The organism is Gloeotrichia echinulata CP02, from assembly GCA_038087035.1.
GTDB classification, from domain to species: Bacteria; Cyanobacteriota; Cyanobacteriia; order Cyanobacteriales; family Nostocaceae; genus Gloeotrichia; species Gloeotrichia echinulata.
Genome location: CP051187.1, coordinates 5,241,573 through 5,263,260, shown reverse-complemented (window position 1 = coordinate 5,263,260; position 21,688 = coordinate 5,241,573). Strand labels below are relative to the sequence as shown.

Below are 21,688 nucleotides of genomic sequence, written 5' to 3'. Positions count from 1 at the left end.
TCCTTGGTAAAAACCAGAAAATTACACATTGGATGAAGTTTTACAGAGCAGGTAGCATGTATGCAAAAAATTCCTGTTTCACTATGGACCCTGATTGCTGGTATATTAATTGCAACAGTCAGCATTTGGATTGGTCAAAACCACTCATTAATGCCGGTCGCCGCATCGCAACAAGCGCCTTTGGTAGACGGATTTTTCAATATCATGTTTACCATTGCCATCGGCCTGTTTTTGGTGGTAGAAGGAACAATTCTGATTTTTCTGTTTAAGTTTCGTCGCCGTCCAGGGGATGACACCGATGGTTTACCACTAGAAGGTAATGTTCCCTTAGAAATTTTTTGGACAGCTATTCCATCAGTAATTGTGATTGGTTTGGGAATCTACAGTGTAGATGTCTATAACCAAATGGGCGGCTTTGAACCAGCAGGTCATGGTCATTCCTCGGCGCATGTGGCTGTGATCAGCGGGTCTGCTTTGGCTGATACTTTGGATGGCGCCCCTGACTCTATGGCTGCTCCCAAAATTGGGATTGGTGCGTCTCCCAAAACCCAAGGTAAATCAGCCGATTTGGTGGTGGATGTCTCCGGGATGCAGTACGCCTGGATATTTAACTACCCTGAGAGTGGCATTTCTTCTGGAGAATTGCACGTTCCCGTCGGTGCTGACGTACAACTCAACCTTTCAGCTCAGGATGTAATTCACTCGTTCTGGGTTCCGCAATTCCGGATGAAGCAAGACGCAATTCCTGGGATACCTACCCAACTGCGATTTGTCGCTACTAAAGTAGGTGCTTATCCGGTAGTGTGTACGGAATTGTGCGGTTCTTACCACGGCTCCATGAGAACTCAGGTAATCGTTCACACACCAGAAGAATATGATAGCTGGGTGAATGAAAACCTCGTTGCTCAAAAGTCCCAATTGCATCAAGCCATTGCAGTTAACCCGGCGGATTTATCAACATCAGAGTTTCTTGCTCCTCATGTCCATCATATGGGAGTGAGTGCGGTAACTCTAGAGTCATTAGTCAAGAGTCATTAGTCAAGAGTCATTAGTCAAGAGTCAAGAGTCAAGAGTCAAAATTAACTACTTTGGACTTTTGACACTGGACTTTGCGTAGCGGTGAAAAAATATGACACAAGTAGAATTTCCACGAAATACGCCGCCAGATAAGCTGGTAGCTGGTCACACCTCCCATCCCAAAGCGTGGAAATGGCAGGACTACTTTACATTTAATGTTGACCACAAGGTTATTGGGATTCAATACCTAGTGACGGCGTTTGTTTTCTATTTGATTGGTGGACTGATGGCGATCGCCATTCGGGCTGAACTAGCAACACCAGATGCAGATTTACTCGATCCGGCTCTGTATAATGCTTTCATGACCAATCACGGGACGATTATGATTTTAAAGTAGACTTGTGGGTTCCGTGGTATGATGTTCTGGCAGTTTTACCGGGACATTTATGCAAAGGTTGGTAGTTGGCTACTGTCGCGTCTCTACCCAGCAACAACAAACCGACGGTCACGCATTGGAACGCTACATTGGAGCATTAATACTATATGGTATCCCTGAAAACCTTGTTTTTTTCGATGTTGAATCCGGCGCTTCCGAAAACCGAAAAGGATTAAACGAAGTTATAACACTGGTCAAATCAGGGACAGTTGCCCGTGTAGTTATACCGAACTTCGATAGACTAACAAGAAGCCCTGGTCAGTGGGAGCAACTGCGGGAATTGTTTGCTAAACATGATACAGTTCTGAAAACACTGGAAGATGGTGAACTAGACCTGCACAGCCCCGACGGGAAATTGATGGGGCGAATGAAGGCAGCTTTTGCGGCTCAGGTTCGGGACAGGATTCAAGCGCATTCAAAGCAAGGACATGCCAAACATCGTGAACGCAAAGAGCCTTACAAACCAATTTTCGGCTATGTAAAAATCGATAGTGAATTACGTCCTAACAACGATTTATACCCAGAAAGCGACAAAAGTTATTTTGAAGTTGCAAGATCCTTGGTTGATTTGTTTTTAAAGCATAAAACGATAGCTGGGACAATAACAGAGTTTAGAAAAATCTACTACTGCCCACCAGCGAGCTATTACGGAAAAATTCACTTAAAACCACCATTAACCCATAGTCTAAAACGTTGGTTAGGAAATGCAATTTTACGAGGAAAAATACAATACTTGTCTTATGAAAGAAAAACACCAATTCTCATAGTTGACGGTAAGCATAAACCACTAATCACTGAAGACGAATGGTTAACTATTAAAGCTGTATTTGAAGATAATATTGTTCGGAAAAAGGGTGTCTCTACTGATAAATTAGTAAATGTTTTCAGCGGTATTGCTCGCTGCAAAAACTGTAGCGGGTTGATGACTTTGCGAGCCAACTTCAAACGTAAAGATGGGTCTTATGGCTATGCTTTATCCTGTCGTAGGGCTAGGGAACGTGACCCACGATGTAGCCCTGAGTTCGCACAGTACAAAGGTGCCACTCTCGATAAGATTGAACGAAAAGTCCGTGACGCATTGTTAACCCATGCAAAAACATTGGTTGATAAAGTGGTTGACTTATCAAAAGCACCACAGCAAACAAACCCTGAAACAGAAGCGCTGATTAAATCTATTGAATTATATGAATCAATGGGCGACCCTGATTTACAAGAAGTCATCGAGAAGAAGAAAACGCAGCTATTTTTACTTCAAGAAAGCCAGAAAATGAAGACAGCAGAATCAACCGAAAGAGAAAAACGATTTCAAGACCTAACGCTACTAGACGTTGAAATCTGGGAGAGCATGTCAGCCCACGAGCGAAACTTGCTTTACAACGACTTGATTGAGGTTATCTGGTGCAATAGAGGTGTTATTGACATAGTTTTTAAATCTTAATTTTCGTTCTTCCTCGGTCAATAACAGCAATTCCTCTCTAGTGATCTTAGTTTCTTCAAGGTATTTATCGACACGTTTAAAAGCTTCTCGCAAAATATCTGCTGCTAATCTCATAAAAAATGTTCTGAAGCGATTTTTCTCAAAAATATTATCACTAATTCAACCGCTATTTTGCTTGTTTAGTAACATTCTCAGCGGTTTTTATGTAATGTTTACTCCGAGCATTTTCTATCGACTGCACATCGATAAAAACTCAGGTCAGGTCGCTAAAAATAAAATATTGAATTGATATATTAGTGATATATGCAATTAAGTAAAAATGCTTGATTTATTGTGATTTTTAATGATTCTTTCCTAACTATGCACCACTAACGTAAGTTGCTATAGGACTCCTATTTGATTTTTGAACAAAATTAGGTATCGTAGGGTGCGTTAGGATGAAATCCGTAACGCACCAAATCTTTGATGATGGTGCGTTACGCTGTCGCTAACGCACCCTACGCATCTTTTCAAAAATCAAGCCGGATTCCTATAGTTAGATTAAGTAGGGTGCGTCACAAACTTACTCCTTTTAATCATGTTACCCATAATTCCATGTTTTTCTGTGGATTGTCCCCAGTGCGATTGGTGGATTTGGTAACTTTCTAGTACCGCTGATGATTGGTGCTAGAGATATGGCTTTCCCCAAACTGAATGCGATCGCCTTCTGGTTAAACCCACCAGCAGGATTACTACTGTTAGGTAGTTTCATCTTTGGTGGTTCCCAATCTGGTTGGACTGCTTACCCACCATTAAGCTTGGTGACAGCCAACACCGCACAAACCATGTGGATTTTGGCGATTGTGTTGGTAGGAACTTCCTCAATTTTGGGTTCTTTGAACTTTGTCATCACCATTTTGATGATGAAAGTTCCTAGCATGAAATGGGACCAAGTACCCTTGTTCTGCTGGGCAATTTTAGCAACTTCCATCCTGGCACTTCTCTCTACACCTGTGTTAGCTGCTGGTTTGGTGTTGCTGTTGTTTGACCTCAACTTTGGGACTTCTTTCTTTAAACCAGATGCAGGCGGTAACGTTGTTATCTATCAACACTTGTTTTGGTTTTATTCCCACCCAGCAGTATATTTAATGATACTGCCAATCTTCGGCATTATGTCGGAGGTAATTCCCGTTCACTCCCGCAAACCAATCTTCGGTTATAAAGCGATCGCTTATTCGAGTGTCGCCATCTGCGTTGTCGGTTTGTTCGTCTGGGTACACCACATGTTTACCAGCGGGACTGCTGGTTGGATGCGGATTTTCTTCACTATCTCCACCCTCATCGTCGCCGTTCCCACTGGCGTCAAGATTTTTGCCTGGGTTGCTACCCTCTGGGGTGGTAAAATTCGCTTCACCAGTGCCATGCTATTCGCCATTGGCTTATTATCCATGTTTGTCATGGGCGGTTTAAGCGGCGTGACAATGGGAACAGCGCCCTTTGATCTTCATGTCCACGACACATATTATGTTGTGGGACATTTCCATTACGTCCTGTTTGGCGGTTCCGTGTTTGGTATCTACGCAGGTATCTATCACTGGTTCCCCAAAATGACCGGACGCAAATTGAATGAAATTTGGGGTCGCGTTCACTTTGTCCTCACCTTCATCGGCACCAATTTGACCTTCCTACCCATGCACGAATTGGGCTTGCAAGGAATGCCAAGACGGGTAGCTATGTATGACCCACAATTTATCAACCTCAATCAGCTTTCTACCTTTGGTGCATTTGTCTTAGGGATATCGGTAATTCCCTTTGCTTACAACATGATTCAAAGTTGGCTCAAAGGCCCCTTGGCTGGTGATAATCCTTGGCAAGCTTTGACCTTAGAATGGACAACCAGCTCACCACCTATCATTGAAAACTGGGAAGTTTTGCCTGTTGTAACTCACGGTCCCTACGACTACGGTCATCGTGCAGAAGTGCAACCAGTTGGAACACCGGAAGTTAGTGCTTAGAACAGGAAACTCCGAGCTTGGAACAGGAAACTCCGAGCTTGGAACAGGAAACTCCGAGCTTGGAACAGGAAACTCCGAGTTCAGTAGTCTGTAGGGTGCGTCAGACAGGTGAATTTTCGGATAAGATGACTAATTTTTCGCTGCTGACGCACCGTACTTTATCTTACTCACGCAAAGGCGCAAAGGCGCAAAGAAAGAGTAAATCATATGACCATAGCGACAACAAGCGAACATCACGAAGAACATCATCCAGATTTAAGAGTTTGGGGATTATTGACATTCCTCATCTCTGAATCGTTAATGTTTGGTGGATTTTTTGCCACTTATTTGTTTTTTAGAGGTATTACACCAGTTTGGCCGCCAGAAGGAACTGAGGTAGAGTTATTTTTACCAACAATTAACACCATTATTCTGGTTTCTAGTAGTTTCGTCATTCATTTTGGTGATGTGGCGATTAAAAAGAATGATGTCAACGGTATGCGGTTTTGGTATGGAATCACCGCTATCATGGGCGCGATTTTCTTGGTAGGTCAGATTTATGAGTACGCCACATTAGGATACGGTTTAACTACTAACGTATTCTCCAACTGTTTTTATCTGATGACAGGGTTCCACGGTTTGCACGTATTTGTGGGACTGTTGTTAATTTTAGGTGTGTTGTGGCGATCGCGTCATGCTGGTCATTATTCTGCTAGCAAACACACAGGTATCGAAATGGCAGAAATTTACTGGCATTTTGTCGATATAATTTGGATTGTTCTCTTCACTCTCATCTACATTCTCAGTATTTTTTAAACAAGTTAGGAATTTGGAGTTGGGAGTTATAAGTACAAGAACCCCACCCCCAACCCCCTCCCCGCAAGCGAGGAGGGGGCTATGATATAACTCATAACTCATTACTCCTTACTCCTTACTCCTTACTCCTTACTCCTTACTCATTACTCCTTACTCATTACTCCTTACTCCTTACTCCTTACTCCTTACTCCTTACTCATTACTCCTTACTCCTTACTCCTTACTCCTTACTCCTTACTCATTACTCATTACTCCTTACTCCTTACTCATTACTCCTTACTCCTTACTCCTTACTCCTTACTCATTACTCATTACTCCTTACTCCTTACTCCTTACTCCTTACTCCTTACTCCTTACTCATTACTCCTTACTCCTTACTCCTTACTCCTTACTCCTTACTCATTACTCATTACTCCTTACTCATTACTCATTACTCCTTACTCCTTACTCCTTACTCCTTACTCCTTACTCCTTACTCCTTACTCCTTACTCCTTACTCCTTACTCCTTACTCCTTACTCATTACTCCTTACTCCTTACTCCTTACTCCTTACTCATTACTCCTTACTCCTTACTCCTTACTCCTTACTCCTTACTCATTACTCATTACTCCTTACTCCTTACTCCTTACTCCTTACTCATTACTCCTTACTCTCAACGAGGTTTTTATGCAAGTTGATCCAGCAAAGTTTTCATGGTTTGAAGTTCCAGAGGATATCAAAAAGTTATTGATATTAGCAGCACAAACCTGGGAGAATACCCCAGAATCAGAAAAATATATTCAAGAGGCTTTAGATAAAGCTGGCGAATATACAGATATATTTGTATCAGCTTATAGATTTTTTTACTACAAAAATAATTATCCTTTAGCGCTGCAAACCACAGTTAAATTATTAGATAAAATAAAAGCAGCGGAAAAATTACCTGATAATTGGGAGCAACTTAAACCAATATTGGTGAGTCGAAAAGAAGACCCGCAAATTCGATTGTACTTAAATACTTATGCTGCTTCTGGGTTAGTATTAGCCAAACTGGGAGAGATTGAGCAGGCGAAACAAATAAGTAGCCAAGTTAAACAAATTGACGATAAAAATGATTTTGGTTCCGGTATTCTTCTGGATATTTTGACACGTCCAGCCCAAGAGGATTGATTTGTCATTGGTTATTTTTTATTTGTGATTTTCGCTGATTACAGTAATTTTTATGCAATAACCATAGATCCTCGTTGGGGCGCAAGGCCTTGCGCCCCAAAAGCGTGGTCTATTTACGGGAAAATGCCGTAACAAATGACAAATGACCAATGACCAATGACAAATGACCAATGACAAATAACAAAGGACAAATGACCAATGACAAATGACAAATGACAAATGACAAATGACAAATAACAAAGGACAAATGACAAATGACAAATAACAAAGGACAAAGGACAAAGGACAATTAAAGCATGAAAGGTAAGGATTGGCTGATAACTGGTGATGGTGAGTATCAAGTCTGTAAATCTGTGAGAGCATGGGATTTGTTGCGGGAGAATTATCGCCTGTATCGGTTTTTAACTGAGGTAGAAGATGTTCTCAATAATGTTGAGGATGAATCTAGTAGACTTCCCGAAATCAGGATGCTGGTAAGGCGATTGATGGTTAATTCTTACTGGGTGCAAAGTCAATATTTACAGCCTTGTCAGGAAACGGGAACTTCTGTGTTACTGCTGTATGATGAGTTAGGTTTTCCGCTAACAGTGCAAACGGTAACTTTTGCGCCGGGAACTAGATCCACAATTCATAATCATGGAACTTGGGGAGTGGTGGCGGTGTTAAAAGGTCAGGAAAAAAACACAATTTGGGGACGAACCCACAGCCGAGAATCTGAGGATAAAATTGAAAAGACGGGAGAAATTACGTTATTTCCCGGAGATATTATTAGTTTCACTCCTGATGCAATTCATAGTGTGCAATCAGTAGGTGATGAACCTACGGTAACTTTTAATGTTTATGGCGAAACCGATCCGAAACAAAGGTTTGAATTTGACTCGGTGAGCCATATTGCTAAAAAATTTTAAGTTGAGCGGCACAAATTCAAATAAGTCTTTAAGGTGGGAAATAGGGGATTGGGAATTGGGAATGGGGCATGGGGCATAGGGCATGGTAATTTGTCATTAATGATTGGTGATTTTCGCCTATTCACAAATGACAAATGACAAATGACAAATGACAAAGGACAAAGGACAAAGGACAAATGACAAATGACAAAGGACAAAGGACAAAGGACAAATGACAAATGACAAATTACCAATGATAAATGACGTGATATAACTAGGAGAAAGACAATGGCAAGAGTAATTTTCTATGAAAAACCGGGCTGTAAAGGTGGTACTAAGCAAAAAGTTTTATTAACAGCTGCTGGACATGAAGTGGTAGCATATAGCCTGCTTGCAGAACCTTGGACAGTGGAGCGGTTACGGTCATTTTTTGGCGATCGCCCCGTAGCTGATTGGTTTAATCGTAGTTCTCCACGGATAAAATCTGGTGAGGTAATTCCCGAAAAAATCGATGAGCAAACCGCCTTGGTGCTGATGCTACAAGATCCGCTGTTGATTCGCCGTCCTTTGATCCAAGTAGGCGATCGCCGTGAGGTAGGTTTTGATGTCGAAAAACTTGATGCTTGGATTGGCTTGAAGCCTGTAGACGAATCCTTTAAGGAAATGAGCGAAAATCTGATGAGCCAAGATTTACAAGGCTGCGCCCACGGTTCTGGTCATCACCACCATCATGGGAATGGGAAGTGTAGTCATTAGTTGAATGATGGCGAGAGGGGGATGAGGAGGAATAATCAGGGTTAGGAGAAGCCTGGTTTCTTAAAGAAACTAGGCTTCTATCTTTGTGCTTGGTGAGAAAATCACCCTTCAAATAAAACCCTACTGAAAATAAAATCAAATCTTTGACAAATGAGTATATGACGTGTATAAAAATACTAGATAGTCGAGAATTTCTCAAGGAATAGTAAATATGCCGAAATATCTCAAAAATTTCTTGCTACTTTTGCCTGCTAGTATTTATGCCTTAGCTTGTTTTTATTTTAGTACCACCTTTACAGGAGAGGAAACAGAATATTATCAAAAACTAATTTTATGTGGCGCATCAATCCTCAGCAATTTTTATGTTTTGTACTACCACTACACGAACCCACCACATCCAAAATTCCTCATGCTACCCAAGAGGAAATTATCAATCAGAACTCACGTAATTTCTGGAAGTATAGAGGTTGTTTTTGGTGTTATAGCATTTTTTAGTAGTAGTCCAGAAATACCGGCTATGATCATGGCACTATCAGCCATAATCGGTCACGTCACCTCATCTTTTTACCAAACACCGATTGTTTTTGGCTCCAAGAGTGCAATGGTTCCAGGGTATCTCTTCTTTGTCAGTTTACATCTTTATAGTGCTGTTCATCTCCTTTTGGAACCGAATTCAAATTTTTGGTTAGTTAACACATTTTTAGTTCTAAGTACATACGTTTGGTGTCGAGTATTCTACTTTGTGTTTACTGTTTTTGGACTCTTCAAAGATAATCTTTATTCCGCATCGATTCTGGCGGCTGGTGTGTTGATATTACCTTCTGTATTAGGTGCTGCTGGTAACTTGTTTTTTATCGCTTTTGTCCTTGGCTATAATGCTTTGTACAAGTTAATTATGAATCCCACAGCAGCAGAGTGGATAAGCTGGACAAGAGAAAGTGAAAGACAAACATTAATTGATGAAGATGCGAAAGAATTATGGATAAGTAATAATTTGTCAATCAATTCAGATCAGGTTGATGAGCAAACAGTAGCAGCAGCAGTTTTTGCTCAATTGGATAAAAATAAAACTGGAACTTTAGATAAGGTAGAATTGAAAACTCTTTGGCAAGAGTGGCAAGTTCCAGATTCTTTTATCGATACCTTTATTGCTCGAAACACCGATTTGTCTGAATTTACTTTTGCTAAATTTTATGAAAAAATCTGGCAGATTAAGGGTGTTAAAGAACGACTGAAAAGAGAAAACATTAAATCTGAATGTTTAAGCAAGGGCAAAAATATCAGCAATGAAGAAAAATGCAGATTGATTTTCGAGCAAATAGATATCGATAGGAGTGGTTACATTGATGAATTTGAGTTAAAAACTCTATTGCTAGAATGGGGATTGCCTTCTATTGAAGTTGAAGAATACATGCAAAAATATGATGATAATAAAGATTTGAAAATTTCCTTGGAAGAATTCTTTAAAATGCGTCCTATTTGGTCTTTTGCTTACTCAGATATAATTCTGGCGACTTGATTTATATCATGTCCGAGTAATTAGTTATGATTCCCATATTCATTGCACCCCACCCCTTAATCCCCTAAGCGCAAGCGGGGAGGGGAGACAAAGCACAGCTTTGGCGGGGTGGGGTTCTTCAGGTTTAGTAAGTAATTAAGCGGACATGATATTACAGCAGTTTTCAGGTCAATAGACCACGCAGTAGGGGTTTAGCATTGCTAAACCCCTACAAACAATTTGGTTCAAATCGATGAAAATTGCTGTAACTATTTACAGCAATTTTCAGGTAAATTCTCGTTCCCTCATCTCCCTCATCTCCCCAATCCCCACTCTCCTTAACGCGCAGTAGCGGTTTCCAAGGTTAAATCTTGAAACATGAGGGTGCTGAGGTAACGTTCGCCGAAGGAAGGCTGAATCATGACGATTAAACGACCGGCGTTTTCGGGACGTTTAGCTACTTGAATTGCGGCGCACAAAGCAGCGCCGGAGGATATTCCAGACAATAATCCTTCTTCTTTGGCGAGACGCCGCCCATAAGCCATCGCCTGTTCATCGCTGACGCGGATGACTTCATCAATCAAATCGGTGCGGAGAATATCAGGGACAAATCCGGCACCAATACCTTGAATTTTATGGGAGCCGGCTTGACCACCAGAGAGTACGGGACTGTTGCTGGGTTCAACGGCGATCGCCTGAAAACTCGGTTTACGTTCTTTGATTACTTCAGCTATACCAGTAATTGTCCCACCAGTACCCACCCCAGCAATCACAATATCGACTTCTCCATCGGTATCAGCCCAAATTTCTGCAGCGGTAGTTTCGCGATGAATTTTCGGATTAGCTGGGTTCTGGAATTGTTGCAGCATATATGCATTGGGAGTATTAGCCACAATTTCCTCAGCTTTGCGAATTGCTCCCCGCATCCCCTCATGTCCTGCTGTCAATTCTAACTTAGCACCATAAGCCTTGAGCATCGCCCGTCGTTCTTGGCTCATGGTCTCTGGCATAGTTAAAATCAAACTATAGCCACGAGCTGCTGCTACCATCGCTAGGGCAATTCCGGTATTACCTGAGGTTGGCTCGACTAAAATGGTCTTCCCAGGCTCAATTAAACCCTCTGCTTCTGCAGCAAGTACCATGCTAATCCCAATGCGGTCTTTGACGGAAGCTGCGGGGTTCATCCCTTCCAGCTTGACCACGATCCTGGCTACTACACCCTCAGATTGGGGAATCTTGTTGAGTTGAACTAAAGGAGTGCGTCCAATAAGTTCTGTTACATCTTTAGCAATTTGCATTCATTAACTCCTAGCATTCCAAATTTAGTCCGGCTTTATTCAATTGAAATCTGCTGGGGACCGGAAGCTTTACCATTATCCGCCTCATTAGGGGCGCAAGTTTTTCCACAGCTACCGCTGGAGTTATTTTGTTTATCGAGCCAGGTTTTAACCGGATCGTCTGCAAGGTTGAGCCGAAATACACCAGAAACCAACCCACCGAAAAACGAAACTGGGTAATGGGTCAATTGTTTAAAAATTGGTGACAATTCATCAATAAACATTTTAGAGTCTCCTGGAGTTGCCGGAAAAATTATCATTTCTTAATTGATCGTAACATCCTCACCTGGAAAATCTGTCTCCGATAATGATGCTACTGGCGAATCGAAGATTTAAACCCTCATCGCACCGGAAAATCAGGGTTTTTGGCGTCGTTGAATAATTTGTAGGGATTTGTAGGGGCGCAAGGCCTTGCGCCCCGAATCACTTATTATGTGGGTTGCTGCTCTGGAAACATACATTTATCAGAGTCGCAGCCAACTGGACCGGCTTCTGTCATTTCACCTAAATCATAGCGACTGAGGGCTGCACAAAAATCATCGGTTTTGCGCCGCAGTTTTACTTCTTGAGTCAAGCGCTCATAGGTAAATTTGTCAATAGGTTCAAACGGCAAACGTGGGAAAGATTGCAAATCGTCAAACCGAGCTAAAAGTGCTGCAGAAATATATCCCTCATCATTCTGGATGGCTTCGTAAATGCGTTGTCCTAAAGGTTCAACTTCCTCGGAACGCAACTCCAAAGTTGCAGATGTATTGTGGGTGACATAATGGCGCTGCACCTGCATGACAAAATCTAATTGAGCTAAAACAGAGAACTGAGAAACATCAATTTGATCTGCGCCTGGTAAATCAGCCCAAGGTACGGCGACGGGGATTTGTACGAGCCATTCACTCACTCTAGAATCAAAGGGATCATGCAACAAATTGCCATTTTCATCTTTGTCAGATTGGGAAGGAATGACATTATAACCGTAGTCAATACAAGCCAAAGCTACCGGGTCATTTTTACCGAAAGTAATCCGCCGAATAAATCTTTGGGCTTTGGGGGGGTGCCATCCTGAACTAGCACCAGTCAACAAAGCTTTAGTACCACTAGGTTGGACTGTAGTACAGCGATTAGGACGTTTGAGATTATGGCGATCGCAATAATCCCATACTACCCGATGTACAATTTCTTTCCAGAAATTCAGATATTTCTCTTCCTCCCGTTTAAAGGCTAATCCTTGTGCATTTGCGGGTCTACCTTCTTTCCACCAACGCAACCAATCAACACCAAAAGCATGGACAAAGAAATCAAATAAACCCGTGAAAGAAACACCCACAATCGGGTCTAATTCGCGGCTTTTTTGATAACGTGGTTCCAGGAATTGATGATTTAAAAGTGCGGCTACAGATAAAGCACCTGCAGTGAAAGCCTCCTCTTGTTCTTTGTAGTTATTTGGGTCAATTTGATTGAGGTGAACCTCAGACAAGTTACAGTGAAAGTTAGCTCCAATAATTTCCAAGGATGTTGTTACCCTAGAGGCTTTTTATCCTCTAGTTCTACAGGTTCTATATTCCCTGTAGTTCCGCGTACCTTTTGTACTTATGACTGCAAATGATAGAGAAATTCCTTTCGACTACAGGGTTTTTTTACAACAATTTGGCAGATAGTCCTGATATCCAAATAGAAGCTGCTAGTCATATGTACCCCCACACTCTTGGAGAGTTTATATTCTAGAAAACAATTTCCATTGCAATCTAGTTTCACTCTCTACGCTGTACGGTGTCAATAGCTTTTTAGTTCCATTGATTACCACGGGATTAGCTTCTCAGCTTTCCCCGTATTTGCGGGGTTTTTTACGTGAGGCAAATATAATTAGATACCACACGGATTTAAGCCGTAGCGGCCCAAACGATGTTCTAGTTCATCAGCATCAAGATGAGGATGACGTTCTTGCAACCACTGTTTTGCTGTTCCTTGTTCATAAGCCTTCAAGAAATCAACTTTTAATGCTTCTGTTGCTAGCAAATCAGAGTTTGCTCTAGCAACAGCTTCACCAGCCCATTGAATTGCCCCTTCGCCGCTATAATACTGTTTGCGAACTGCATCAATAGATTCTTCCAGAGTAGGCTTGCGGTGAAAAACTCTGGTATGATTTGCCATGCGTAGAGCATCACGTTCTGGATCAATTCGCCAGTTTCCTTCTGCATCTTGCTGCCATAAATTATCTTTGGCATTGGCAAATAAGTGATCATTACTATCACCTTGGCGCATACCAGCACTGTTATGAACTAGCAAGCCATTGGCAATAAATTCATGGTCGCCTTCAACTTCAATATCAAAAGTTTCAGCTTCACCTGCAGGAGCGACAAATTGAACTTCCATTGGCAACCAGTGTGGATTGACCAAATCTTCTGCTATGAGTGTATCAAAGTTGGCATCTCTAAAGTAACCAGGTCTACTTTTCGGGTCAACCCAAATTACATCAGCGCGACACAGCGTTTCTGGTTTCCATCCTGTAGCAGCTAACTCTTTGACAAATGGATAAGGTAAGGTTAGCCCGTTCTTTTTAGCTAACTTGATAGTAAAGCCATCTCGAACGGCAAATTGATTAATCAAACCGACAGCCACAGCTTGAGATTGCAAACCTTTGATGTGAAGGGCATGACATCCATGATAAACTTTATCTCTTCCTTTAATAGATCTTGGCTGACGTTCTTGTAAAGTTGTAGAAATTCCCAAGGAAAGAGATAGTTTTTGGATTTCCCTTAAAAAGTCTAACTTGTTTGAGTTGAGCAGAACATTTCGGGAAGGAGTTCCATCAGCATCACTTAAACCCGCCAAGAAAGCGGCACGAATTTCTCGATTACCTCGCCAAACAAATTCTGGAATTACAGGACATCCCCAAGGCTGTTTATATTTCAAAAGTTCTTCAGCTAATTCTTGGCGATAAACCTTGATAAACCCATAGTTACCTTTGCTCCCATCAGCAATAGTGGGAGTATATCCCAAATTTTGCAGTATACGAAGACATTTTTCACCCAGTTTACCCTCAAGCCTAGATTTAGAGAGAGTAAAAACAACTTCAGATTGTCCTGTGGATCGTCTGTTGGCGTGTCCATCTCCTATATAGAAACCGAGTAACCAAGCGTAGTCAATACCGGCACAGTCAGCACCTTTGTTATGGGGAACTGAAATCAGGCGATCGCCTGGTTGTAATTCACCAGCATACTTCCAGGTATAAGAACGCAATCCATCATAAACTGCAACGCGGTGGTTAGCAGTACAACGAATTGAGGTAATAGGAGTGCGAATTTCTACAACATCCTGCATACCTTGGATGAATTTATTCACTACTGGACGGTACTCACCAGAGGAGGTTAAAACCAAATCCCCGACCTGAATATCTTGAATAGGCTTCATCCCATCAATGGCTGAAACCCTTGCTCCGTAAGCGATACATCGACGAATATTTCCCGCGACAATAGTCACAGCCGCCTCATCAATTAACACACAGCATTCAACAGAATTTAATTGTCTACCTACAGCTTTATTGAGAATTGATGCACAACGCTGATACAATCCCGGTAATTTCACAGGATTAGCCACGCCACCAAAACCCTTGAGGGTTTCACCAGCTTGACGCACGTCACTAATATCAACAGTTACTTCAACTGCATCAGTAAAGCGTTCATCGGTGGAGAGTTCCAACAGGGTTTGATATGATTTTACCCAACCTTCGCGACTATCGCCGACCTGAATAGTAACCCTATTACCCTCTGTGTAGGTTTCTGTATACTCACGACGCAGTTGTTGAGGCGTATTGCCAATTTCACCTTTGACGGTGACATTTAGACGATTGCGGACTTTGGGGAGTTGATTAATATAATCTGGCTCTAAAACGGCTCCAGTACCAGATCCCATCATCGCCAGATCCATCATTAACCCGAAGGCTTTCCAGTCTACTAGGTTGGTAGACGTACAATTATAAGCCCCGGAAAAATTCCTTGGCTTGGTTATCCAGTCAGTACCACCAACCCACAACCAGCGCCCACTCGGCAAAGTTTTCATATTCCGCTGCATATTATCTAAAATAGCAGCTTCCTGACGGCTGAGTTTTCCCAATTCGACTAAGCCCATGAGAGTGCGATCGCACACCTGATCCCATGTTTCCCTTAATCCCGCTGCAGTACGGCGGCTATAAGTCCTAAAAAACACTGGGTTGGCTGCGGGGGCTGTTTCTGGAAAAGCTGCACCCTGACGTTTGCTTTCAAGCTTCTGAACCATAACACGAGTCTTGTTCTTCACTGACAGATTATGACTATACGCCAAGTGGGTGGAGGATTAAAGCTTGATAAATTTGCCACTTTATGTTTTAGGATTGGGGCATGGGGCATGGGGAATTGGGCATGGGGGATGGGGCATGGGGGATTGGAGTATCAATATTACCCATTGCCCATTCGGATTTATACGGATTAATAATAAATAATATTTAATCAAAAAAAAATCGGGTTCTTGCGTACTTAACGTGCTAAAATATTAGCATATCTATTTATATTTCAGTAAAGTTAATTATGAAAAGAGTCCTTACTCAACTCCAGGACTTACCAGGCGTAACGGTGGAATCCAGTATACAAGAAGGTTTGGTATTAATTTTATCAGTAAGTAAAAAGGAAAAAAGTGCAGTATGTCCACACTGTGGTACAAAGTCAAGACATCTACACCAGAATCAAAGCCATTTAGTCAAAGATTTACCGATGGGGGATAAAGAAGTAATACTAAATTTAAATAGACGAAGATTTAAGTGTAAAAAATGGGGTCTTGCGTACTTAGCGTGCTAAATTTTTTGAAAAATAAGCTTGAAACACTTGATTGGCTGAGATGACAGCCATTATTTCCTGCGTTTTAGGTCAGATGATTAAGTTTTTGGCTAGAAGCGCCTGTAAGCCTTGATTGTAAAGCAAAGTTATCGACTGTAATTAAAAATTTAGCACGTTAAGTACGCAAGAACCAAAATTATGAGAAAACATCATCCCCAATCCCGATTCATTTCGCCGCTTTATCCACCAAGAAAGATAATAGATAGATAATCGTCGCCGCGCCGAATGAAAACAAAGCAATAATCGCGTCACGGGGTAAAATCCCATCTAACCAGCTTCCTTGAATACTGGAAACGGGATAATTCTTATCTAAACCAATTTTAATCTCTTCAGTTCTCCCAGCAATGCGGACTTCTAACCCTTTTTTGGGAACTATTTGTAGTTGGCGGATAAGTTCTATATTCAGGGGGATATCAGGCTGTTTTCCCATGATAAACTGATTTGTTTTAATTTCTCGTTCCTGTTCCACCATGCGAATTTTGCCTTCAATAATCGTCGAAATCGCCAAATCATCGCGGATATTGACATTCCGATCTAAATGCTCAAACTGAACATCTTTAGTTTTTATCTGACCGCGAAACCATTGGTCATCATTATTTGAGGGTACGGTTGCTGTCGTCAAATAAATACTGCTATTTTGCCCTATCTCTAACTTAACTTCCTGATTATTAGGCGTGAAAATAAATTCTCTGGGTGTTTGCTGCGCTGAATTATTTGGTAAATTTACACCAGGTAACTTATAACCTACTAAAGTCACTTTGACTGGTTCATTACCTAAATTAAGTCGTAAAATATTTGGTTTATTTTTGACATTTTTACTTGTTTCCGGCTGCAGAGAAAACCCCAGCCGCTGGCGATAAAAGTCGTAACTCAGTCCCAATACTTTTGTATTTGGTTGCAATCGTAATTCAGTTAAGTCGATTTCGCTTGTTTTTTTGACAGGCGAGATAATTAATTGACTTCTGCTGTCAATTCCATCAATTGTCAACCTATTCAACTCATTAAGCTGAGGAAGAGATTCGCTTTGGAATTTACCTGTAAAAGTCATGGTTTGTATACCTTCACTTTCCAGGTTACTAATCTGACGAATTGATGAAAGAAACAGTTGAGGTTGCTGGTCATTATAGATAAAGCTCATTTCTTCCACAATGAGATTACCTTCAAAATTATGGGTGCTGGGAATAATCGCAATCAAGCTGAAAAACCCAAAACCCAGCAGTAACAGCAGCACAAAAACAAATAATTTTTTCCGAGCAAGATATTTTTGCACCCATTGTAACCCCATGAAAATGTAAACTGCTGAGACAATCACAAAACCCACGCTCACAATTATTAAATCCCTGATTCCTCGGAGTATCGAAGTGATGAACAAGAGAAATATTCGCCCAGTTTTGTGACTACTTGTCATAATTTATTTTAGCCAGTTGGGGTTGTGTTCAAAGTTAAAACGGCGCTCAAATTTTGCTGTTGGTCTGTTAATTACTTCTTGTTCCGCAATTACATTGATTTCATAGCGTCCAGCATGGGCTTGGCGTCCATTCCAGGTGAAGACTACTTCCCCAGTCTGGAAATTTGGGCGCAGCTTCCTGTAGATGAATTTACCATTGCGGCTAATTTCCAAAGTAGGGAATTTTGCTCGTTAGGAAGAATAAAAAACAAATTCATACTGTCCAGAAGACTGTCCAATTGTCACAGGTAAATACACCGAGTGGGAATTGAAATTCACCTCAGCTAAGGCGCGTAATGTATTTGGTAGAACTCCCGCTTGCTTTAAAACATTCGGCTTTAAGGGAAATGTAAAACGAGACTTATTGGAAGTCAAGGACAATTGATCCAAAAGATAATTCTTTTCCAGAGATTGCACTTTCACTTCTGGAGTATTATTGCCGATGCGGGGAATTAGCAGCGTGAGGAGGTGAGGATAATTACTAATACCACGAATCGCTACAGAAATCAGGCGAATTCCACCACTAATTGGTCGAGTTGAATTCCTTCACAACGATGATTGTCTCGACGAATCCCAATTCCCTCTTAATCCCATCGACCTTCTTCCCAGGCTTTAATCGCATAAAAAACCGAGGAATAATCATCATTAGCAAAGGACATTTTCATTGCAGCTTGCACAATTTGCCGCACACCTTTAATAGTGCTAATATCTAAATCACTAGATTTAGCCTCATTGATAAATAAATCTACGTCTTTGAGCAAGTGTTTAGTCGGAAAATTCGGATTAGCAAAATTCCCATCCAACATGCGTTGCAGTTTTTTATCAAAAGTAGGCGCATAAAGTGAACTTTCCCGCAGGATTTGCATAAACACTTCCGTGTCGATATCCTGACGCTGAATAAAAGCCAAACTCAAAGCAAAGCTTGTTGTTAAAGAAGCAATCAGTTGATTAAGTGCTAATTTTACCGCAGCCGCCGAACCTACAGGACCAATCAGTTTAGGCTCTGGTCCAAAATTTTGCAATAAATTTAAGTAGCGTTGATATTGTCTTTCTTCAGCGCCTACCATAACAATTAATTTCCCAGTTTGCGCTTCGGGAATACTCCCCAATACGGGAGCTTCTAAATACTCACCACCAGCCGCAACTACTGCATCTCTAATTTCTTGGCTTTCTGTGGGGGTAATTGTTCCCATTTGAATCACAGTACGTCCTGAGATAGTATGCCAAGAAGTATCAGAAAGCAGCACACTATAAATAGCAGCAGTATTAGTCAGCATGAGAATTATACAATCAGCCGCACGAATTGCATGGCGGGACTGTGTCGCAATTTCTGCACCAGCTTGCTGTAGTGGTGCTAATTTTTCTGGGGTGCGGTTGTAGGCAATTAAGTCTATATTTGCAGCTAATAACCTTTGAGCCATCGGTAGACCCATTAAACCAGTTCCCAGAAATGCCACCTTCATTGTTTACGTTCCTTTGTTACAGCTTAGGCGTAGTCTGTCGTAGACATCGCATTTCCATTATCCATTAACAGTTAACAGTGAACTGTTAACAATTAACAATCTGTAGGGGCGCAAGGCCTTGCGCCCCCACCGACAATCATTTTCACATAGCCCAGCAAATCAGGTTTTTTGCATCGAACAATCTGTAGGGGCGCAAGGCCTTGCGCCCCCACCTCGCCTTGCAATACTGCGTAGGTTAAGAAAATCGCAAAGCGTGAAACCCTTGTAGAGACGTTACATGTAACGTCTCTACATTCGTTAACCGAGCAGTATTGTCTCGCCTTGCGCCCCCACCTCTTAGCCACCTGCGGCAAAAGTCGCCATAATTATTACTGAAAGTAAGATACCAGGGGTAAGTAGTGTAACTAGGGTTAATAGGTCATGGGTACTCATAAATATTATTTTCCTACTATGTTTGTCGTCACTATCATCAGTGTTATGGTATTCTAAAGAAACTCAGGCTGCCTTAATAGAGTTTTAATTTTTCCGTATAACTGTTATTCAGGGACAGTCAAGCCTTTGAGTTGTTGAGATATGGCTTTTTCCGGCAATCCTTTGCTTTGAATCAGGACGCCGAAGTTGCCTAAGCCTGAAGGGTCAATCAACTGGTGTAGTGACTCCCGGCGCTGTAGCATGTGAGATAGGGATTGCTGTTGATAGGAAAGGGAAGCAATGCGATCGCCTAAACCCAAAGCCATCAAAAATAATGCTTGCTGGGTAAAACCAACTTGATTTAAACCCTGGCGATCGCCCCATCGTTCCAAGGCTGTAAAGTCTACATGGGCTGTTATATCTTGCAGACCGATGTTGATATAGGGGTCGTTATGGTGACGATGGTGATAATAGCACTTTAACGTTCCTTGCGATCGCCTAGGGTTGTAGTAACGCAGGGCTATGTAACCATAATCAATAGTTAACACATACCCGCACTGCAAGCGCTCTGCTACTATACTCAACCAGTCGAGAGCTGCTAAATTAATTTCACTATGGTAGCCATCTTCATAAACACTGTGGGTAATTTCAATTCCCACCAAATCCAAATACTCAGCCAGTTTTGGGGTTGAAGGTTCCCCGACAACTTCCACAAATGGCGACATAACAAGAGAATCATTCCCTATCTCTGGCTTTGTCCCCCTGTCCCTGGTTGTCACATAAATTTCTTGCAGTTGCCCCGCTTCTCGGATAAACTGATGCACAGGCAAAGCATCCACCAATTCATTAGAAAAAAAGCAACCAGTAATTGAATTAGGTGATATTTCCTCTAGATTGCACCAACGCACAGAAAATGCTTGCAAGCGTTGCTGCTGTTCTTCCCTTAACCCTGGTGACTTCTCCACAATGATATACTCTAGGGCAGCAAAAAAAGTTGGATGCTGCTGCTGACTATAATTGAGGATATGGGATGCTAACAATCCTTGCCCTGCTCCCATTTCTACCAGAGAAAAGGGTACTGGTCGCCCTAAAATTTCCCACATCTGGATAAATTGCACTGCTAGCAACTCACCAAAGTCAGCACCAAGATGGACAGAGGTGAAAAAATCGCCACCCTCAAACCCAAGTTTGACTACATTGCTAGAATAGTAGCCGTGTTGATGGTGATATAGCACCATCTCCATATATTCAGCAAAGGTGATTCGCTGTTGGGGACTGGTTTGAATACGACTAGCGATCGCTTGACACAGCGCTGGATTGGAATCCATAAGCAAGTGAGGGGTGAGGAGTGAGGGGTTGAAAAAAAATCTAACTGCTGAGTGCTAAATTAACAGGCTTAAGCTGGGAAATTTTTATCTTTAACCGAATACTGGTTTTATGAGTTTTTTTATACAAAAAATACTGTAATCTAGAATGATTCCGGTTTTAACCTGCCAAATCAGGAAATTATCTATGTTAGATATTAAGTAAATACAATATACAACTAGTATAATACATAGCAAGTATTTACCGTAATTAGATAACATATAAGCTCAATTGATTACATATTATGAGCGATTGTAAAATATCATACTTTGGAAAATATCATAATCAGGTATTATATGAACGTATGCGTAAGTTCAGCCAAATGGCTCATTTATTTGTAGATATTGCTACCGCTATGGTGGCTGCCCTACAGAATTTGCCATAGGTAAATCAGAGGATACTATGCAATAATTGCAATTTGTCATATCTGTATTTACATCTGAACAAATCGTTGTTTGTTTAAATTTACGTGATCCCACATGACTATTTACGTTGGAAATCTCTCCTACCGCGCTACCGAAGCGGACCTAAGAACAGTATTTACAGATTATGGCGAGGTCAAACGAGTTGTCTTGCCTACTGACCGCGAAACAGGGCGGGTGCGTGGCTTTGCTTTTGTAGATATGACTGAAGATGCCCAGGAAGACGCCGCTATCACAGAACTAGATGGAGCCGAATGGATGGGTCGTAAACTCAGAGTCAACAAAGCCAAACCGCGAGAAGATAACCGACGAGACCAACGAGGTAGCTGGACGAATAAAGAAGAAATTGAATAAGCATGAAATAACATTCTACCACTTGTTTTGTAGTTAAGCAAGACACTTGTCTGTGA

At 41.6% G+C, this 21,688-nt stretch carries 18 protein-coding genes and 3 pseudogenes; 11 read left to right on the top strand and 10 right to left on the bottom strand.

The genetic code is table 11. The features are described 5' to 3' along the window. The first annotated feature begins 60 nt into the window (after positions 1–60). From HEQ19_23245 to HEQ19_23220, 6 genes and pseudogenes are all read left to right on the top strand, one after another. Positions 61–1,038, top strand: a complete 978-nt coding sequence (locus tag HEQ19_23245) for a cytochrome c oxidase subunit II (protein WYM01982.1) — start codon at positions 61–63, stop codon at positions 1,036–1,038. A 91-nt stretch (positions 1,039–1,129) separates the two neighbouring features. Next, a pseudogene (locus HEQ19_23240) lies at positions 1,130–1,405 on the top strand (cbb3-type cytochrome c oxidase subunit I). Positions 1,406–1,463: 58 nt separating this feature from the next. Next, positions 1,464–2,891 carry a recombinase family protein gene (locus HEQ19_23235; GenBank protein WYM01981.1) on the top strand — a complete coding sequence of 476 codons (1,428 nt, stop codon included), beginning with the start codon at positions 1,464–1,466 and terminating at the stop codon, positions 2,889–2,891. Between the two features lie 596 nt (positions 2,892–3,487). Further along, a pseudogene (locus HEQ19_23230) lies at positions 3,488–4,885 on the top strand (cbb3-type cytochrome c oxidase subunit I). A 207-nt stretch (positions 4,886–5,092) separates the two neighbouring features. Then, positions 5,093–5,680 (top strand): heme-copper oxidase subunit III, encoded by a 588-nt coding sequence (locus HEQ19_23225; protein WYM01980.1) that lies wholly within the window; start codon positions 5,093–5,095, stop codon positions 5,678–5,680. Positions 5,681–6,347: 667 nt separating this feature from the next. After that, positions 6,348–6,830, top strand: a complete 483-nt coding sequence (locus HEQ19_23220; protein WYM01979.1) for a hypothetical protein — start codon at positions 6,348–6,350, stop codon at positions 6,828–6,830. Positions 6,831–6,939: 109 nt separating this feature from the next. Here HEQ19_23220 and HEQ19_23215 read toward each other — a convergent pair whose 3' ends face one another. After that, positions 6,940–7,119 (bottom strand): hypothetical protein, encoded by a 180-nt coding sequence (locus HEQ19_23215; protein WYM01978.1) that lies wholly within the window; start codon positions 7,117–7,119, stop codon positions 6,940–6,942. Positions 7,120–7,126: 7 nt separating this feature from the next. Between HEQ19_23215 and HEQ19_23210 the strand changes: the two genes are divergently transcribed. From HEQ19_23210 to HEQ19_23200, 3 genes are all read left to right on the top strand, one after another. Then, on the top strand, positions 7,127–7,738 hold the full coding sequence (locus HEQ19_23210; protein ID WYM01977.1) for a cupin: 612 nt from the start codon (positions 7,127–7,129) through the stop codon (positions 7,736–7,738). Between the two features lie 267 nt (positions 7,739–8,005). After that, complete coding sequence (locus HEQ19_23205; GenBank protein ID WYM01976.1) at positions 8,006–8,473, top strand: ArsC/Spx/MgsR family protein; 468 nt, start codon at positions 8,006–8,008, stop codon at positions 8,471–8,473. A gap of 211 nt (positions 8,474–8,684) precedes the next feature. Beyond that, entirely contained in the window at positions 8,685–9,992 is a 1,308-nt protein-coding gene (locus tag HEQ19_23200; GenBank protein ID WYM01975.1) for an EF-hand domain-containing protein, read from the top strand. A 317-nt stretch (positions 9,993–10,309) separates the two neighbouring features. Here the strand turns inward: HEQ19_23200 and cysK are convergent, their stop codons facing one another. From cysK to HEQ19_31285, 4 genes and pseudogenes are all read right to left on the bottom strand, one after another. Next, positions 10,310–11,269, bottom strand: a complete 960-nt coding sequence (gene cysK / locus HEQ19_23195) for a cysteine synthase A (protein WYM01974.1) — start codon at positions 11,267–11,269, stop codon at positions 10,310–10,312. Positions 11,270–11,304: 35 nt separating this feature from the next. After that, positions 11,305–11,532, bottom strand: a complete 228-nt coding sequence (locus tag HEQ19_23190) for a hypothetical protein (GenBank protein WYM01973.1) — start codon at positions 11,530–11,532, stop codon at positions 11,305–11,307. Positions 11,533–11,738: 206 nt separating this feature from the next. Continuing rightward, positions 11,739–12,809 (bottom strand): annotated as a pseudogene (nrdJ, locus tag HEQ19_23185) (ribonucleoside-triphosphate reductase, adenosylcobalamin-dependent). Positions 12,810–13,165: 356 nt separating this feature from the next. Then, positions 13,166–15,577, bottom strand: coding sequence for an LAGLIDADG family homing endonuclease (locus HEQ19_31285; GenBank protein ID WZI66994.1), 2,412 nt, complete (start codon positions 15,575–15,577; stop codon positions 13,166–13,168). 287 nt (positions 15,578–15,864) lie between these two features. On the opposite strand from HEQ19_31285, the gene HEQ19_23170 reads away from it, so the two are divergent. Beyond that, positions 15,865–16,131, top strand: a complete 267-nt coding sequence (locus tag HEQ19_23170; GenBank protein ID WZI66993.1) for a transposase family protein — start codon at positions 15,865–15,867, stop codon at positions 16,129–16,131. 205 nt (positions 16,132–16,336) lie between these two features. On the opposite strand, the gene HEQ19_23165 is transcribed toward HEQ19_23170, so the two are convergent. From HEQ19_23165 to HEQ19_23145, 5 genes are all read right to left on the bottom strand, one after another. Continuing rightward, positions 16,337–17,578 carry a hypothetical protein gene (locus tag HEQ19_23165; GenBank protein ID WYM01972.1) on the bottom strand — a complete coding sequence of 414 codons (1,242 nt, stop codon included), beginning with the start codon at positions 17,576–17,578 and terminating at the stop codon, positions 16,337–16,339. Between the two features lie 3 nt (positions 17,579–17,581). Then, positions 17,582–17,791: a hypothetical protein gene (locus HEQ19_23160; protein ID WYM01971.1), complete on the bottom strand. Its 210-nt coding sequence runs from the start codon at positions 17,789–17,791 to the stop codon at positions 17,582–17,584. 18 nt (positions 17,792–17,809) lie between these two features. Next, a complete protein-coding gene (locus tag HEQ19_23155; protein WYM01970.2) occupies positions 17,810–18,034 on the bottom strand; it encodes a hypothetical protein in 225 nt (74 codons plus the stop codon). Positions 18,035–18,201: 167 nt separating this feature from the next. Then, the gene (locus tag HEQ19_23150) at positions 18,202–19,080 is read right to left on the bottom strand and encodes an NAD(P)-dependent oxidoreductase (GenBank protein ID WYM01969.1); all 879 of its coding nucleotides are present in this window, start codon (positions 19,078–19,080) and stop codon (positions 18,202–18,204) included. Positions 19,081–19,616: 536 nt separating this feature from the next. Next, a complete protein-coding gene (locus tag HEQ19_23145) occupies positions 19,617–20,819 on the bottom strand; it encodes a class I SAM-dependent methyltransferase (protein ID WYM01968.1) in 1,203 nt (400 codons plus the stop codon). Between the two features lie 516 nt (positions 20,820–21,335). Between HEQ19_23145 and HEQ19_23140 the strand changes: the two genes are divergently transcribed. Continuing rightward, entirely contained in the window at positions 21,336–21,632 is a 297-nt protein-coding gene (locus HEQ19_23140) for an RNA-binding protein (protein ID WYM01967.1), read from the top strand. Positions 21,633–21,688 lie beyond the last annotated feature (56 nt).

Excerpts from the sequence above, each read along its gene's own strand:
- HEQ19_23245 (WYM01982.1), top strand. The coding sequence starts at position 61 with ATGCAAAAAATTCCTGTTTCACTATGGACCCTGATTGCTGGTATATTA.
- HEQ19_23235 (WYM01981.1), top strand. The coding sequence starts at position 1,464 with ATGCAAAGGTTGGTAGTTGGCTACTGTCGCGTCTCTACCCAGCAACAA.
- HEQ19_23225 (WYM01980.1), top strand. The coding sequence starts at position 5,093 with ATGACCATAGCGACAACAAGCGAACATCACGAAGAACATCATCCAGAT.
- HEQ19_23220 (WYM01979.1), top strand. The coding sequence starts at position 6,348 with ATGCAAGTTGATCCAGCAAAGTTTTCATGGTTTGAAGTTCCAGAGGAT.
- HEQ19_23210 (WYM01977.1), top strand. The coding sequence starts at position 7,127 with ATGAAAGGTAAGGATTGGCTGATAACTGGTGATGGTGAGTATCAAGTC.
- HEQ19_23205 (WYM01976.1), top strand. The coding sequence starts at position 8,006 with ATGGCAAGAGTAATTTTCTATGAAAAACCGGGCTGTAAAGGTGGTACT.
- HEQ19_23200 (WYM01975.1), top strand. The coding sequence starts at position 8,685 with ATGCCGAAATATCTCAAAAATTTCTTGCTACTTTTGCCTGCTAGTATT.
- cysK (WYM01974.1), bottom strand. The coding sequence starts at position 11,269 with ATGCAAATTGCTAAAGATGTAACAGAACTTATTGGACGCACTCCTTTA.
- HEQ19_23190 (WYM01973.1), bottom strand. The coding sequence starts at position 11,532 with ATGTTTATTGATGAATTGTCACCAATTTTTAAACAATTGACCCATTAC.
- HEQ19_31285 (WZI66994.1), bottom strand. The coding sequence starts at position 15,577 with ATGGTTCAGAAGCTTGAAAGCAAACGTCAGGGTGCAGCTTTTCCAGAA.
- HEQ19_23170 (WZI66993.1), top strand. The coding sequence starts at position 15,865 with ATGAAAAGAGTCCTTACTCAACTCCAGGACTTACCAGGCGTAACGGTG.
- HEQ19_23165 (WYM01972.1), bottom strand. The coding sequence starts at position 17,578 with ATGACAAGTAGTCACAAAACTGGGCGAATATTTCTCTTGTTCATCACT.
- HEQ19_23150 (WYM01969.1), bottom strand. The coding sequence starts at position 19,080 with ATGAAGGTGGCATTTCTGGGAACTGGTTTAATGGGTCTACCGATGGCT.
- HEQ19_23145 (WYM01968.1), bottom strand. The coding sequence starts at position 20,819 with ATGGATTCCAATCCAGCGCTGTGTCAAGCGATCGCTAGTCGTATTCAA.
- HEQ19_23140 (WYM01967.1), top strand. The coding sequence starts at position 21,336 with ATGACTATTTACGTTGGAAATCTCTCCTACCGCGCTACCGAAGCGGAC.